This window comes from Micromonospora sp. C28ISP2-4, assembly GCF_030519385.1.
GTDB classification, from domain to species: Bacteria; Actinomycetota; Actinomycetes; order Mycobacteriales; family Micromonosporaceae; genus Micromonospora; species Micromonospora tulbaghiae.
Genome location: NZ_JAUMKG010000002.1, coordinates 406253 through 421783, shown reverse-complemented (window position 1 = coordinate 421783; position 15531 = coordinate 406253). Strand labels below are relative to the sequence as shown.

Below are 15531 nucleotides of genomic sequence, written 5' to 3'. Positions count from 1 at the left end.
GGTCGGGATTCCGCATCCGCTGGAACGGTTGTTCCCGCAGCTCAGGACGGTTGTGTCAGGCTCCTGATCGGACGAGCGGGGTTACCCACCGCCACCACGTTCGCCGGCAGATCACGGGTGACCACAGCGCCGGCGCCGACCACCGTGTTCTCGCCGATGGTCACACCGGCCAGGACGATCACGCCCCCACCGAGCCAGACGTTGTCACCGATGGTGATGGGCAGGGCCGACTCCCACTTCGCCCGGCGTGCCTCCGGCTCCACCGGATGCGTGGCGGTGAGCAGCTGCACGTTCGGTCCGATCTGGACGTCGGCGCCGATGGTGATGCGGGCGACGTCGAGGAAGACCGCGTTGAAGTTGACGAACGTCCGCGGACCGATGTGCGTCTGGTACCCGTAGTCGCAGTACAGCGGTGGCCGGACCCAGGCGTCCTCGCCGAGTGAGCCGAGCAGTTCCCGCAGCGCGGCGAGGCGCCCGGGCGGATCGTCGGCGGAACTGCGGTTGAACCGCTCGCTGAGCCGGGCCGCGCGTTCCAGGTCGGCGATGATCGCGGGATCGTCGGCGATGTACTGCTCGCCGGCCAGCATCCGGTCCTTCATGGAGGTCATCGCTCGATCGTCCCGGCCGGTTCGGGGACGCGGTGTCGGTTCCGTCGGATCGGCGACTTCCTGTTGCATACGCGGTATGTAATTCTGATATCCGCGTCGATGTGTCTCTCATCGATGAAACGTCCGACGAAGGAGGAAGGTTGCTCCGGAACCGCAGAAAGCTGACGGCGCTCGGCCTCGGCCTGGCGCTGGCGCTCGGCCTGCCGGTGCCCGCGCTGGCCGCCGCGCCCACGGCGCCGACCGGCCCGTCCGCCCAGCCCGGCGCCCACCCGGTCACCGTCACCCTGATCACCGGCGACCGGGTCAGCGTCGCCCCCGGCGGCCGTGCCGCGGTACGCCCCGGCGCCGGCCGCGCCGGCATCCAGTTCATGGTCGGGCGGGAACGCGACCGGCTCACCGTCCTGCCGCAGGACGCGCTCCCGCTGGTCCGCGCGGGCAAGCTCGACCGGCGGCTGTTCGACGTGACCGGGCTGATCGAGGCCGGCTACGACGACGCGCGCCGCGGCACCGTACCGCTGCTCGTGACGTACCGGCCGGGGGTGGCCCGGCGGACGGCGGACCCGCTCGCCGGCGCCCGGGTGATCCGCGACCTGCCGGCGATCGCCGGCGCGGCTGTCGTCGCCGACAAGAGCGACACCGGCGCGCTCTGGAAGGCGGTGAGCGCGGACCGCTCCGGTGCCCGGCTCGACGCGGCGGGGGGTGTCGACCGGATCTGGCTCGACGGCCGGCGGCGGCTGACGCTGGACCACAGCGTGCCGCAGATCGGCGCGCCGACCGCCTGGGCCGCCGGCTGGACCGGCAAGGGCGTGCGGGTCGCGGTGCTCGACACCGGCGTCGACCTGACCCACCCGGACCTCGCCGGCAAGGTCGCCGAATCGCGCAACTTCACCGAGGAGGCGGACCTGGACGACATCGTCGGGCACGGCACGCACGTGGCCTCCACCATCGCCGGCAGCGGCGCCGCCTCCGGCGGCAAGTACCGGGGCGTGGCGCCGGACGCCACGCTGCTGTCCGGCAAGGTCTGCGAGGTCTACGGCTGCACCGAGTCCGCCATCCTGGCCGGCATGCAGTGGGCCGCGGCCGAGCAGCACGCCACAGTCGTGAACATGAGCCTCAGCGGCGGCGACTCCCCGGATGTGGACCCGCTGGAGGAGGCGGTCGGGACGCTCACCGAGCAGCACGGGACGCTCTTCGTGATCTCCGCCGGCAACGACGGCGCCGACGGTTCGGTCGGCTCGCCGGCCACCGCCGACGCCGCGCTCGCGGTCGGCGCGGTGGACCGCGACGACGCGCTCGCCGACTTCTCCAGCCGTGGCCCGCGGGTCGGCGACGGGGCGATCAAGCCGGACATCACCGCGCCCGGCGTGGAGATCGTGGCCGCACGGGCCGCCAACGGCCAGATCGGCGACCCGGTGGGGGACCGGTACGCCTCGCTGTCCGGCACGTCGATGTCCGCCCCGCACGTGGCCGGCGCGGTCGCGCTGCTCGCCCAGCAGCACCCCGGCTGGACGCCGGCCCGCTACAAGGCGACGCTGATGGCCTCCGCGAAGCCGCACCCCGAGCAGACCGCGTTCCAGCAGGGCGCGGGCCGGGTCGACGTCGCCCGCGCGATCACGCAGCAGGTGACGAGCGAACCGGCGTCCGTCTCGTTCGGCGTGGCGACCTGGCCGCACACCGACGACCAGCCGATCAGCCGGACCGTCACCTACCGCAACGGCGGGAACGCCCCCCTCACGCTGGACCTGAGCACCGAGTTCACCGGACCGGGCGGGCGGACCGCACCGTCCGGCATGCTCACCCTCAGCACCTCCCGGCTCACCGTCCCCGCGGGCGGCGCCGCCCAGGTGACCGTGGTGGTGGACACCCGGCTCGGCGGCACCGACGGCTACTGGACCGGCCGCCTGCTCGCCCGCGCCGGCGACGCGGTCGCGGTGACCCCGCTCGCCGTCGACCGCGAGGTGGAGAGCTACGACCTGACCGTGACGCACCGCAACCGTTCCGGCGCCCTGACCGGTGACTACTCCACGAGCCTGCTCGGGCTCGACGACGGCAGCTACCGCGACGTGTACGACGCCGACGGCGAGGCCCGGCTCCGCGTACCGAAGGGCCGCTACGGCGTGCAGAGCCTGATCTTCGTCGTGGGCGAGGAACGCTGGACGGAGGTCTCCACGCTGACCCAGCCGGAGCTGGTGGTGACCGGGAACCAGCGGCTTGCGCTGGACGCCCGGCGGGCGAAGCCGGTCCGTATGACGGTGCCGCAGCGCGGCGCCGCGCCACTGCTGATCGACGTCACGGCGGCCTGGGGATTCGGCGACTACTACGCCAGCTTCGGGCTCTGGACCGACACGTTCGACGGTCTTTACTCGGCCCAGCTCGGCCGTACCGTCTCCGACAAGGTCTTCGTCGGCTCGTTCGCCAGCCAGTGGGCCGAACCGACAGCGCCCGAGCGCAGCCCGTACTTCTACGGACTGAACGAGCTGTTCCCGGGCCGCTTCCCGACCGGCTTCGTCCGGCACTACCGGAACGCCGACCTGGCCACCGTCGCCAACCGGTTCGCCGCCGGCTACACCGGGATGGACAACGAACTGGTCGTGTACCCGGAGCCCGACTACAACATGGGCGGCTCGGCGGTCATCCTGCCCGTCCAGGTGCCCGGCAAGCGGATCGACCACCTCAGCACCAACCGGACCCGCTGGAGCGCCGAACTGGCCTTCGGAGAGCGGGACGAGGACGGCTGGTTGCAGCCGCGGGCCGTGCTGGAGTCCGGGCCGACCCGTTACCGGGCCGGTCACACCTACCGCGACGAGTGGAACAAGGCCCCGTTCGGCCCGTCGTTCCCGCAGCCGCGGTGGCCGGAGCAGGGCATCACCCGTACCGGCGACACGCTCGTGGTGTCGCTGCCGGTGCACAGCGACGCGGCCGGGCACCCGGGCGGTTCGCTGAACGACACCGAGCAGACCCGGCTCTACCGCAACGGCAAGCTGCTCGCCGAGTCGCCCTACTCGGGGTACGGCGAGTTCACGCTGCCCCCGGGAACGGCGAACTACCGGCTGGAGACCAGTGCGACGCGCGGCTTCACCGACCTGAGCACCGAGGTCTCGGCGAGCTGGACGTTCCGCTCCAAGCGGGTGCCCGGTGACGTGCCGGCCCGGCTGCCGGCCATGGCGGTCCGGTTCACCCCGCCGCTGGCTGTGGACAGCTCCGCCCCGGCGGGCCGGACGTTCGCCGTGCCGGTGACGGTGCAGCGCCAGCCCGGCGCACCGTCCGGCCGGGTCGTGGCGCTCACCGTCGACGTCTCCTACGACGGCGGCAAGACGTGGCGCAAGGCGGCCCTGAAGAAGCAGGGCGGGGCCTGGACGGCCACCGTCCGGCACCCGGCCGGCCCGGGGTACGCGTCGCTGCGGGCCACCGCCCGTGACGACGCCGGCAACACCGTGACCCAGCGGATCATCCAGGCGTACCGCCTGCGGTATTTTATTTGCCCGGTCCGCGAGCGCGGACCCGGACGGCACTACCGTTCGCGTGCAGCGCCGCGTTGAGCGTGATGCCCTGCCCGGTGCGGGGCTTCGCCTCCAGCGCGCCGGTCACCGAGTTGCGCCAGAACAGCAGCCCGTCGACGCCGGACAGCTCGCGGGCCTTGACCACCCGGCCGTCCGGCAGCGTGACCTTGGAACCGGCGGTGACGTAGCAGCCCGCCTCCACCACGCAGTCGTCACCGAGCGAGATACCGATGCCCGCGTTCGCGCCGACCAGGCTGCGCTCACCGATGCGCACCTTCTCGGTCCCGCCGCCGGAGAGCGTGCCCATGATCGAGGCTCCCGCGCCGACGTCGGAGCCGTCGCCGACCACCACGCCCTGCACGATCCGGCCCTCGACCATCGAGGTGCCCAGCGTTCCCGCGTTGAAGTTGCAGAAGCCCTCGTGCATCACGGTCGTGCCGGAGGACAGGTACGCGCCGAGCCGCACCCGGTCCGCGTCGGCGATCCGCACCCCGGACGGCACCACGTAGTCGGTCATCCGGGGGAACTTGTCCACCCCGTACACGGACAGGTGGCGGCCGGCGGCCCGCTCGATGACGCGCAGCTCGTCCACCCGCTCCGGCGGGCACGGCCCGGCCGACGTCCAGGCCACGTTCGCCAGCTTGCCGAAGATGCCGTCGAGGTTCAGCTCGTTGGGCCGCACCAGGCGGTGGGAGAGCAGGTGCAACCGCAGGTACGCGTCGGCGGCGTCCTTGATCGGGTCGTCCAGCGAGCCGATCACGGTGGTCACCTCGACCGTGCGCAACCCGGGCAGCGCCCGCTCGCCGATCGCGCCCGGAGGCAGGTCGAGCACGTCGGCACGGTCCTCGCCGGGCACCAGCGGCAGCTCGCCCAGACCCAGCTTGCCGGTCGGGTACCAGGTGTCGAGCACCTGGTCCTGTGCGGTGACGGTGGCCAGGCCGATGCCCCAGGCGGATGGTGCGGACGTCACTGTGTCACCTCTCTGCTCCGGCGGCGGCGTCCGCCGCTGCTCGCGGCCGGGGGTGCGGCACGTGTCCCTCGCACCCACCGAGGATGACGGTACCGTGCGAGACATGCAGAACCCGTTGACCCCCGAGGTCCTGGCCGATCCGGTGGCGCTCACCCGCGCCCTGGTCGACATCGAGTCGGTGTCCCTCAACGAGAAGGCGATCGCCGACTGCGTCGAGGAGGTGCTGCGCGGTGTGCCGCACCTGACCACCTACCGGCACTCGAACACCGTCATGGCCCGTACCGACCTGGGCCGGGCGCAGCGCGTGGTGCTCGCCGGCCACCTGGACACAGTTCCGCTCAACGGCAACTTCCCGTCGACCATGCGCGGCGACCTGATGTACGGCTGCGGCACCTCCGACATGAAGTCCGGGGTCGCCTTCGCGCTGCACCTGGCGGTGACGCTGCCCGACCCGCGCTACGACGTCACGTACTTCTTCTACGAGGCCGAGGAGATCGAGTCGAAGTACAACGGCCTCACCCTGGTCGCGCAGAGCCACCCCGAGTGGCTGGAGGCCGACTTCGCGGTGCTGCTGGAGCCGACGTACGGGATCGTCGAGGCGGGCTGCCAGGGCACCATGCGGGCGGTGGTCACCACGCACGGCGAGCGGGCCCACGCGGCGCGCTCCTGGCACGGGGTGAACGCCATCCACGGCGCGAGCGAGGTGCTGCGGCGGCTGACCACGTACGAGGCCCGCCGGGTGACGATCGAGGGCTGCGACTACCGCGAGGGTCTCAACGCGGTGCGGATCACCGGCGGGGTGGCCGGCAACGTCATCCCCGACCGGTGTGCGATCGAGATCAACTACCGGTACGCCCCGGACCGCGACCCGGCGAGCGCCGAGGCGCACCTGCGCGAGGTCTTCGCCGGCTTCGAGCTGGAGGTCACCGACGCGGCGGCCGGTGCGCCGCCCGGACTGGAGAGCCCGGCGGCGCAGGAGTTCCTGGCGGCGGTCGGCGCCGCGCCGATCGGCAAGCTGGGCTGGACGGACGTGGCGCGGTTCGCGGCCATGGGCATCCCGGCGCTGAACTTCGGCCCCGGCGACCCGAACCTGGCGCACCACAAGGACGAGCACGTCGAACTGACCAAGATCCGGGACGGCGCGGCGACGCTGCACCGCTGGCTGGCCCCGGCCTGACGCGCTGCGATCACGGGGCCCGCGCCCGCCTCGCGGGCCCCGTGATCGTCAGACGGTCGTCGTCAGGGGTGCTTCCGCCTCGCCGGTCTCGCCGGTCAGGTCGGACCGGTGGCTCTCCATCATCCGGGCGCGGCGGCGCTCGGCCACCACGTCACGGATCCGCCGCTGCATCTGACGGCGGATCCGGATCATCTCGCTGTTACTGATCAACGCTGGCTCCTCCCCCGAAGGCGCGTCGCCCGGGGTATACCGGGTATGTGAATAGTAAGACGTACGTGCGACCGAATTAGTTGCCCGGATCCCAAAGATTTCTCCGGCTCCCGGGCCTGCGCGCCGGGCCGGGGCCGCTCCACTACGGTGGCCCCATGGGCGAGAGCAGGGGAATGCCGGCCGGGGACGGCCGGCGGGAGGAGCGGAACCGGGGAGAACGGCACCGCGGCGCGGTGACGCTGCGCAACCGGGCGATTCCGGCGAGTACGGCTGATCAGCGGCTGCTCGACTCCCGGGGCCGCAGCGACTGGAAGACCAAGGACGCCTGGCGCGCGCTGCGGATCCTCTCCGAGTTCGTCGAGGGCTTCGACACCCTCGCCGACCTGCCCCCGGCGGTGAGCGTCTTCGGCTCCGCCCGCAGCAAGCCGGACAGCCCGGAGTGCCGGATGGCCGAAGAGCTGGGCGGAGCCCTCGCCCGGGCCGGGTACGCGGTGATCACCGGCGGCGGCCCCGGCGTGATGGAGGCTGCCAACCGGGGCGCCGGTGAGGCCGGCGGCCTCTCCGTCGGGCTCGGCATCGAGCTGCCGTTCGAGCAGGGCCTCAACGACTGGGTCGACCTGGCCATCGACTTCCGCTACTTCTTCGCCCGCAAGACCATGTTCGTCAAGTACGCCCAGGCGTTCGTGGTGCTTCCCGGCGGCTTCGGCACCCTGGACGAGCTGTTCGAGGCGCTCACCCTGGTGCAGACCGGCAAGGTGACCCGCTTCCCGGTCGTGCTGATGGGCACCGACTACTGGCGCGGACTGCTCGACTGGCTGCGCGGCACCATGGCCGCCGAGGGCAAGATCGGCCCCGCCGACCTCGACCTGATCCGCCTCACCGACGACGTCAACGAGGCGGTACGGCACATCGTGGAGGCCGAGGCCGTGCTCTCCGCCGAGCAGGAGGCGGTCCGCGAGGAGGCGGTCGCCCGGGTGGCCGCCGACCAGCGCGCCGCCGCCGAGGCCGCCCCCGAGGGCCCGGCGGGACGGAGCTGACCCGTGGCCAACGTCTGTGTCTTCTGCGCGTCCTCCCGTACCCTCGACGCCCGCTGGCTGGCGCTCGCCACCGAGACCGGTGCGGAGCTGGCCCGGCGCGGCCACACGCTGGTCAGCGGCGGCGGCTGCGTCGGCATGATGGGCGCCGTGGTGCAGGGCGCGCGGGCGGCCGGCGGTCGCACCGTCGGCGTCATCCCGCAGTCCCTGGTCGACCTGGAGGTCGCCGACCTGGACTCCGACGAGCTGCTGGTCACCGACAGCCTGGCCAGCCGCAAGACGCTGATGGACGAGAAGTCCGACGCGTTCGTCGCGCTGCCCGGCGGCCTCGGCACGCTCGACGAGTTGTTCGAGGTCTGGACCACCGCCACCCTGGCCCTGCACGCCAAGCCGATGGTGATCGTCGACGTGGACGGCTTCTACCGGCCGCTGCTCGACTGGATCCGCGGGCTCGGCGAGCAGCAGTTCCTCAAGCCGGCCGCGCTGGACCTGCTGATGGTCGCCGACAGCGTCCCCGCCGCCCTCGACCTGATCGACACCCGCCTGACCTGACGCGCGCCCGGTCGGCCCGCGCTTGATCACCACCACCTCGGGGAGGTGGTGGTCTCCGGGTATGTGTGATGTGGCCATCTCCCCGCATGGTGTTGATCCAGGGGTGGGATGCCACGCCACTTCCCGGAAGTGGCGTGGACGCTCGGGCAGCCGGCCGTGGAGGAGAGTCCGGCAGTCGTGCGCACTGCGGGCAGGTGGGCTGGTGACTGGCGGGACGGCCGTCGGTTTCCGGGTGTCGTACCGGCGTGGTGGGATGTCGGTGATGCAGGCGTACCGGTTGGTGCGCCGGCCCGGCGGCGCGGAGGCGGGGGTCACCCACGACGCCGGGGCGGGGCAGGGGGTGGGTCGGCCCGGCGGGCCGGCCGATGCGGAGCCGCGATCCGGGGGGTCGGCGGGCGATGCCGCGCACCCGGAGACCGTCACGTCGCCCACATCCGCCGATGCCACGACTCCCGCCACCGACACGGGCGGAGCTGCCTCACCCACCACGCCGGATGCGAGGGCCGCAGAAGCGCGGACCGGCGAGGAGAGCCGGGAGGCCGGGGGCGGGCAGGGCCTGAGCCGTGTGCCTGCGGCGGACGCGGTGCAGGCCGAGGTGGTGGCGCACACCGACGGGCCGATGCTCGTCGTCGGCGGTCCCGGCACCGGCAAGACGACGACCCTCGTCGAGGCCGTCGCGGCCCGCGTGGCCGAGGGTGTCGACCCGGAGCGGATCCTCGTGCTCACCTTCGGCCGGCGCGGCGCCACCGAACTACGCCACCGGATCGAGGCGCGGATCGCCGGGGAAGGACACCGGGTGGTCCGCGAGCCGCTGGTGCGCACGTTCCCGGCGTACGCCTTCGGTCTGCTGCGCCGCGCGGCGGCCGAACGCGGCGAGCCCTCGCCCCGGCTGCTCACCGGCCCGGAGCAGGATCTGATCATCCGGGAGCTGCTCGACGTGGTGGGGGAGGAGCCCGGCGACGACCCGGTCGGCTGGCCGGAGGATCTGCGCCCCGCGCTGCGTACCCGGGCGTTCGCCCAGCAGCTCCGTGACCTGCTGATGCGTGCCGCGGAGCGCGGCGTCGGCCCGGTCGAGCTGGCCCGGCTGGGCGAGAAGCTGGGCCGCGCCGACTGGCCGGCCGCCGCGCGTTTCCTGCGGGAGTACGTCGCCGTGCTCGCCCTGCGCGACGTGAGCAACAGGGGCTCGGTGGCCTACGACCCGGCGGAGCTGGTGCGCGCCGCCACCGGCATGCTGCTCGACGATCCCGAGCTGCTCGCCGCCGAGCGCCGCCGGCTGGCCCACGTGTACGTCGACGAGCTGGCCGACACCGACCCGGCCCAGCTCGACCTGCTCGCCGTGGTGGCCGGTGGTGGCCGTTCCCTGGTGGCCTTCGCCGACCCGGACTCGTCCACGTACGCGTTCCGCGGCGCCGACCCGGCGGGCGTCACCACGTTCCCGCACCGCTTCCGCACCGCCTCCGGTGCGCCGGCCGCACAGGTCACGCTGACCACCTCGTACCGGGCCGGGCCGGAACTGCTCGCGGCCACCGCCCGGCTGGCCCGGCGGCTGCGCGGCCCGGCGGCGCACCGGCGGCTGCGCCCGCTTCCCGGCGCACCCGCCGGATCGGTGGAGGTACGGACGTTCCGGTCCGCCACCAGTGAGTCGGCGTGGCTGGCGCACGCGTTGCGCGAGGCGCACCTGCTCGACGGCGTTCCCTGGTCCCGGATGGCGGTGCTGGTCCGTTCCACCGGCCGGCAACTGCCGTCGCTGCGGCGCGCGCTGCACACCGCCGGTGTGCCGACGGTCGTGCACGGCGAGGACCTGCCGCTGCACCTCCAGCCGGCGGTCGCCCCGCTGCTGCTCCTGCTGCGCTGCGCGCTCGAACCCGACCGGCTGGACGAGGAGTCGGCGGTCGCGCTGCTGCACTCGCCGCTGGGCGGGGCCGACCCGCTGGCCGAACGGCGGCTGCGCCAGGGGTTGCGGGCGCTGGCGCTGGCCGGCGGCGACCGCCGTCCCTCCGGCGAGCTGCTGGTGGAGGCGCTGCGCGACCCGGCCGAGCTGGCCACCATCGAGCGTCGCTGGGCGGCTCCCGCGCAGGCCGTGGCGCACCTGCTCGCGACCGCCCGGGAGACCGCCGGCCGGCCCGGTGCCACTGTCGAGGACGTGCTCTGGGCGGTGTGGCGGGAGAGCGGGCTGGCCGAACGCTGGGCCGGGGCGATCAGCCGGGGGCGCGCGGCCACGGGTGAGCACGAGACCGCCCAGCGCTGGCGGGCCGAGGCCGCCGACCGTGACCTGGACGCCGTGCTTGTCCTCTTCGACGCGGCGGCCCGGTTCACCGACCGGTTGCCCGGCGCGCGTACCGAGGTGTTCCTCGACCACGTCCTCGGGCAGGAGCTTCCAGCCGACACACTCGCCGCCGCCGCCGACCGGGGTGACGCGGTACGCCTGCTCACCGCGCACGCCGCCAAGGGCCTGGAGTGGGATCTGGTCGCCGTGGCCGGGGTACAGGAGGGCGTCTGGCCGGACCTGCGCCTGCGCGGCAGCCTGCTCGGCTCGGAGCGGCTCGTCGACGTGCTCGCCGGTCGCGCCGACGGCGCCGGGCTGCGGGCCAGCCTGGTCGGTCAGACGTCGGCGTTGCTGGACGAGGAGCGGCGGCTGTTCCACGTCGCGATCAGCCGGGCGCGGCGACGGCTGCTCGTCACCGCTGTCGCGTCCGCCGCGGTCGGCGGGGACGACCACGAGGAGCAGCCGAGCCGGTTCCTGCACGAACTGGCCGCCGCCGACCCACCCGCCACCGGCGGAACCGGCACCGCCCCGCCCGGCCCGGCCCCCACCGGCCCGGCCCCGAACGGCCCGGCCGGCAACGGCTCGAACGGTCCGAGCCCGACCGCGGCCCCCGACGGGCCGGTGCCGCACGGGGACGAGCACCCGCAGGACGGGCCGCCCTCGGCGCTCCCGGTCACCCTGCCGCCGCGTGGGCTCACCCTGTCCGCGCTGGTGGCGGAGCTGCGTACCGCTGTCACCGACCCGGCGACGCCGATCACCCGGCGGCACGCGGCGGCGGGTGAGCTGGCGCGGCTGGCCGCCGCCGGGGTGCCCGGCGCGCACCCCGACGACTGGTGGGGGTTGCGCGGCCTCTCCGACGACCGGCCGCTGGTCGACGAGGGCGAGCCGGTGCGGGTCACCCCGTCGGCCATGGAGAGCGCGTTGCGGTGCAGCCTGCGCTGGCTGCTGGAACGGCACGGCGGCAGCGGGCCGGCCAGCGCGGCGCAGGGCGTCGGCAACCTGGTGCACGCCGCCGCGATGCTCGCGGAGGACGCGAGCGTCGACCGGGAGGCGCTGCTGGAGTACGTGGCCGCGCGGTTCGACGCGATCGAGCTGGCCGCGCGGTGGATGGCCGGCCCGGAGCGGCAGCGCGCCGAGGCGATGGTGGACAAGCTGCTGCGCTGGCTGGCCGGCAACCCGCGCCGGCTGCTCGCGATCGAGCACGAGTTCGCGGTGCGCCTCGACGATCCGTCCCGCCCGATCGAGCTGACCGGCCGGGTCGACCGGCTGGAGGTCGACGACGAGGGGCGGCTCGTGGTGATCGACCTGAAGACCGGCAAGTCGACGGCGGTCACCGAGCGGGAGGTGGCCGAGCATCCGCAGCTCGGTGCGTATCAGGCGGCGGTGGAGGCGGGCGGGTTCGCCGAGTTCGGCGAGGAACCGGGCGGGGCGGCGCTGGTGCAGCTCGGCACCGGCGCGCGGGACGCGAAGGAGCAGACCCAGGCCGCAGCCGGGGAGGGGCCGGAGGCCGGGTGGGCCACCGCGCTCGTACGCCGTACCGCCGACACGATGGCCGCATCCACGTTCGCCGCCGTCGCCAACTCCAAGTGCCGGGTCTGCCCGGTCCGCACCAGCTGCCCGGTCTCAGGTCAGGGCCGCCAGGTGGTCGAGCCGCCGCCGGAGAGCCAGCCATGAGCGTTCAGCCGGCGCTGTTCGGCGCCTCCGCCACGCCCGCGCCGCGCACCGCCGACGCCGGGCCCCGCTACACGCCGGTCGAGCTGGCCCGGCTGCTGCGGCTGCCGGCGCCCACCCGGGAGCAGGCCGCGATCATCGCCGCGCCGGTGGAGCCGCTGCTGGTGGTCGCGGGCGCCGGCTCGGGCAAGACCGAGACCATGGCCGCACGGGTGATGTGGCTGGTCGCCAACTCCTACGTGCGCCCCGAGCACATCCTCGGCCTCACCTTCACCCGTAAGGCGGCCGGCGAGCTGGCACACCGGGTCCGCACCCGTCTCGACCAGCTCATCCGGCGGCTCGGCCGGCAGGGGCGGGACCCGCACGACGACCCGCTGGCGGGCGAGCCGACCGTGTCCACGTACCACTCGTACGCCGGGCGGATCGTCACCGAGCACGGGTTGCGCGCCGGGTACGAGCCGACCACCCGGCTGCTCACCGAGGCGTCCCGCTGGCAGCTGGTCGACCTGCTGGTGCGCAACTACGACGGCGACATGTCCGAGGTGGACCGGATGCCGTCGACCATCACCGACGCCGTGCTGGCGCTCGCCGGTGAGCTGGACGAGCACCTGGTCGACCCGGACGAGCTGGCCGCCTGGACCGGGCGGTTCTTCGCCGACGTGCAGTCCCGGCCGGGCCGGGTCTACGCCGACGTGCGCAAGGCGCTCCAGCTCCAGCGGACCCGGCTGAAGCTGCTGCCGCTGGTGCGCGCGTACGCCCGGCGCAAGGACGACTTCGAGGCGATGGACTTCGCCGACCAGCTCGCCCGCGCGGCCCGGGTGGCCCGCGACCACCCCGGCGTGGGCGTGATCGAGCGGGACCGGTTCCGGGTGGTGCTGCTCGACGAGTACCAGGACACCAGCCACGCCCAGGTGGTGCTGCTCAACGCGCTGTTCGGCGGCGGCCACCCGGTCACGGCGGTGGGCGACCCGTGCCAGTCCATCTACGGCTGGCGCGGGGCCAGCGCCGGCACGCTCGACCGGTTCCCGGCCGAGTTCGCCCGCACCGACGGCCGCCCCGCCGACGTGCTCAGCCTGACCACGAGCTGGCGCAACCGGCCGGAGATCCTCGGCGTCGCCAACACGCTGTCGGTGCCGCTGCGGGCGGCCGGCGCGCGGGTGCCGGAACTGCACGCCGCGCTCAGCGTCCGCGACCCGATCCCGCACCGCACGCCGGGCGGGCAGGCGGGCGGCACCGTGCACTGCGCGCTGCTGGAGACGTACGCCGACGAGGCCGACTGGATCGCGGACAGCGTGCTGGCGGCCTGGCGGGGCGCGGCCGGGATGCCGGGGGCGCTGCCCGAGCACATTCCGGCCGACCGCCGCCCGACCACAGCGGTGCTGGTGCGGCTGCGCAGCCAGATCCCGGCGATCGAGGCGGCGTTGCGCGCCCGCGGGCTGCCGGTCGACGTGGTCGGCCTGGGTGGGCTGCTGGACACCCCTGAGGTACGGGACGTGGTGTGCACGCTGCGCGTGCTCGCCGACCCGACCGACGGGGCGGCGCTGCTGCGGCTGCTGACCGGCGCGCGCTGGCGGATCGGCCCGCGTGACCTGGTCGCCCTGCACCGCCGCGCCCGCGCGATCGCCCGCAGCCGCCGGGAGCTGACCGGCGACGACGCGCCGGAGATCACGGTGGACGCGCTGGACGAGGCCACGCTCGTGGAGGCGCTGGCGGATCTGGGGCCGGCGCAGGCGTACTCGGCCGAGGGCTACGCGCGGCTGCGCTCGTACGGGATGGAGCTGGCGCTGCTGCGCTACCGGCTGGACCAGTCGCTGCCGGAACTGATCGCGGACATCGAGCGGACCATCGGGCTCGACGTCGAGGTGGCGGTCCGGGCCGGCCGGGACGGCGCGGGCGACGCCGGGCTGGCCCGCGCCCACCTGGACGCGCTCGGTGACGTGGCGGCCCGGTTCAGCGGCGAGACGCCCGGCGCGACGCTCGCCGGTTTCCTCGCCTACCTGGCCGCCGCCGAGGACGAGGAGCGCGGGCTGGCGCCCGGCGAGGTCGAGGTGGTGGCCGGCGCGGTGCAGGTGCTCACCGCGCACGCCGCGAAGGGCCTGGAGTGGGACGTGGTGGCGGTGGCCGGGATGACCCGGGGCGTCTGGCCGGGGCCGGTCCGCAACTCCGACCACTGGCTGGGCGGGTTGGGCGTGCTGCCGTTCCCGTTGCGCGGCGACGCGGACGGGCTGCCCGAACTGGGGCTGCCGGAGGCGGAGGACCAGCGTGGCGTGGCCCGGGCGCTCGCCGACTTCACGGACGCCTGGCGGGCACACGACGAGCGGGAGGAGCGCCGGCTGGCGTACGTGGCGGTGACCCGCCCCCGCCGGCTGCTGCTCTGCTCCGGCTACTGGTGGGGGGAGGGGACCAAGCGGTTCCGCGGCCCGTCGGTGTTCCTGCGGGAGGTGCACGACGCCTGCCTGGCCGGCGCGGACGGCCACGTGGTGGACGCGTGGACACCCGAGCCGGCCGGCGACGCGGTGAACCCGACCACCGAGACGGTGCTGCGGGCCGAGTGGCCGGCCGACCCGCTCGGCACCCGCCGGCCCGCGCTGACCGAGGCGGCGGCGCTGGTCCGCCGGCACCTGGCCGACCCGGAGACGGCCCGCCGCGAGGCCGCGGTGCTCGCCACCACCGGAGCGGCGGAGGACGCCGAGGTGGCCCGCTGGCGGCGCGAGGCCGATCTTCTGCTCGCCGAGCGGGCGGAGCTGGCCCGGCAGGCCGAGGCGGTCGAGGTCGAGCTGCCCGGCCACCTCTCGGTGACCCAGCTGGTGGCGTTGCGCCGTGACCCGGAGGCGCTGGCCCGGACGCTGCGCCGGCCGATGCCCACCGAGCCGAACCCGTACGCCCGGCGCGGTACGGCGTTCCACGCCTGGCTGGAGCAGCGCTTCGGCGCGGACCGGCTGCTCGACGTGGACGAGCTGCCCGGCGCGGCGGACGAGGACGCGGCCCCGGACGAGGCGCTGGTCGAGTTGCAGGAGCGCTTCCTGGCCAGCGAGTGGGCCGACCGGGTGCCGGTGGAGGTGGAGGTGCCGTTCGCCACCGTCATCGCCGGGGTGGTGGTCCGGGGCCGGATGGACGCCGTGTTCGCCCGCCCGGGCGGGCGCTACGACGTGGTCGACTGGAAGACCGGGCGGCAGCCGGCCGGCCGGGAGGCCGACGCGGCGGCGGTGCAGCTGGCGGTCTACCGGCTGGCCTGGGCGGAGCTGGCCGGGGTGCCGGTGGACCGGGTCGGCGCCGCGTTCCACTACGTGCGGGACTCCGCGACGGTCCGCCCGGCCGACCTGCTCGACGCGGCGGGACTGGCCGCTCTGGTGGCCGCAGTGCCGGAAATCCCGGGGGATCTACCGCAGCGCACGAATCCGTGATATGTTGTCTGGGTTGCAGTTTTGGTTTCCAGAGACTCTGTGTGCGCCTGGCGGATTGTGGCCCCAGGCGCTCTTTGTTGTGTCCGGAGTTCTCCGGGCGGGGCGACCAGCAGCGACAGGCACGCCGCGTATTCCACGC

Annotated in this window: 9 protein-coding genes; 6 read left to right on the top strand and 3 right to left on the bottom strand. The window is 74.5% G+C overall.

The annotated features are described in order from the left end of the window. Positions 1 to 41: 41 nt before the first annotated feature. A complete protein-coding gene (locus tag Q3W68_RS10680) occupies positions 42 to 608 on the bottom strand; it encodes a sugar O-acetyltransferase (RefSeq protein WP_302905288.1) in 567 nt (188 codons plus the stop codon). 140 nt (positions 609 to 748) lie between these two features. Here Q3W68_RS10680 and Q3W68_RS10675 point away from each other — a divergent pair, with 140 nt between their 5' ends. Continuing rightward, entirely contained in the window at positions 749 to 4147 is a 3399-nt protein-coding gene (locus Q3W68_RS10675; protein ID WP_302905287.1) for a S8 family serine peptidase, read from the top strand. On the opposite strand, the gene dapD is transcribed toward Q3W68_RS10675, so the two are convergent. Then, positions 4083 to 5078, bottom strand: a complete 996-nt coding sequence (gene dapD / locus Q3W68_RS10670; protein ID WP_302905286.1) for a 2,3,4,5-tetrahydropyridine-2,6-dicarboxylate N-succinyltransferase — start codon at positions 5076 to 5078, stop codon at positions 4083 to 4085. The two genes, Q3W68_RS10675 and dapD, sit on opposite strands and share 65 nt — an antisense overlap. Positions 5079 to 5181: 103 nt before the next feature. Between dapD and dapE the strand changes: the two genes are divergently transcribed. Then, positions 5182 to 6255, top strand: coding sequence for a succinyl-diaminopimelate desuccinylase (gene dapE / locus Q3W68_RS10665; protein ID WP_302905285.1), 1074 nt, complete (start codon positions 5182 to 5184; stop codon positions 6253 to 6255). Positions 6256 to 6303: 48 nt separating this feature from the next. On the opposite strand, the gene Q3W68_RS10660 is transcribed toward dapE, so the two are convergent. After that, a complete protein-coding gene (locus tag Q3W68_RS10660; protein ID WP_162959305.1) occupies positions 6304 to 6465 on the bottom strand; it encodes a hypothetical protein in 162 nt (53 codons plus the stop codon). 173 nt (positions 6466 to 6638) lie between these two features. Here Q3W68_RS10660 and Q3W68_RS10655 point away from each other — a divergent pair, with 173 nt between their 5' ends. The 4 genes from Q3W68_RS10655 (at position 6639) to Q3W68_RS10640 (ending at position 15392) form a co-directional block, all read left to right on the top strand. Beyond that, on the top strand, positions 6639 to 7502 hold the full coding sequence (locus Q3W68_RS10655) for a TIGR00730 family Rossman fold protein (protein WP_302905684.1): 864 nt from the start codon (positions 6639 to 6641) through the stop codon (positions 7500 to 7502). Positions 7503 to 7505: 3 nt separating this feature from the next. Next, positions 7506 to 8051: a TIGR00730 family Rossman fold protein gene (locus Q3W68_RS10650; protein ID WP_302905284.1), complete on the top strand. Its 546-nt coding sequence runs from the start codon at positions 7506 to 7508 to the stop codon at positions 8049 to 8051. 262 nt (positions 8052 to 8313) lie between these two features. Further along, positions 8314 to 11991 (top strand): ATP-dependent DNA helicase, encoded by a 3678-nt coding sequence (locus Q3W68_RS10645; RefSeq protein WP_302905683.1) that lies wholly within the window; start codon positions 8314 to 8316, stop codon positions 11989 to 11991. Further along, on the top strand, positions 11988 to 15392 hold the full coding sequence (locus Q3W68_RS10640; RefSeq protein WP_302905283.1) for an ATP-dependent helicase: 3405 nt from the start codon (positions 11988 to 11990) through the stop codon (positions 15390 to 15392). Before Q3W68_RS10645 ends, Q3W68_RS10640 begins: the two co-directional genes overlap by 4 nt. The last annotated feature ends 139 nt before the right edge of the window (positions 15393 to 15531 follow it).

Bases quoted from the DNA above. Each gene is read 5' to 3' on its own strand.
- Q3W68_RS10680 (WP_302905288.1), bottom strand. From the start codon at position 608: ATGACCTCCATGAAGGACCGGATGCTGGCCGGCGAGCAGTACATCGCC.
- dapE (WP_302905285.1), top strand. From the start codon at position 5,182: ATGCAGAACCCGTTGACCCCCGAGGTCCTGGCCGATCCGGTGGCGCTC.
- Q3W68_RS10655 (WP_302905684.1), top strand. From the start codon at position 6,639: ATGCCGGCCGGGGACGGCCGGCGGGAGGAGCGGAACCGGGGAGAACGG.
- Q3W68_RS10645 (WP_302905683.1), top strand. From the start codon at position 8,314: ATGCAGGCGTACCGGTTGGTGCGCCGGCCCGGCGGCGCGGAGGCGGGG.
- Q3W68_RS10640 (WP_302905283.1), top strand. From the start codon at position 11,988: ATGAGCGTTCAGCCGGCGCTGTTCGGCGCCTCCGCCACGCCCGCGCCG.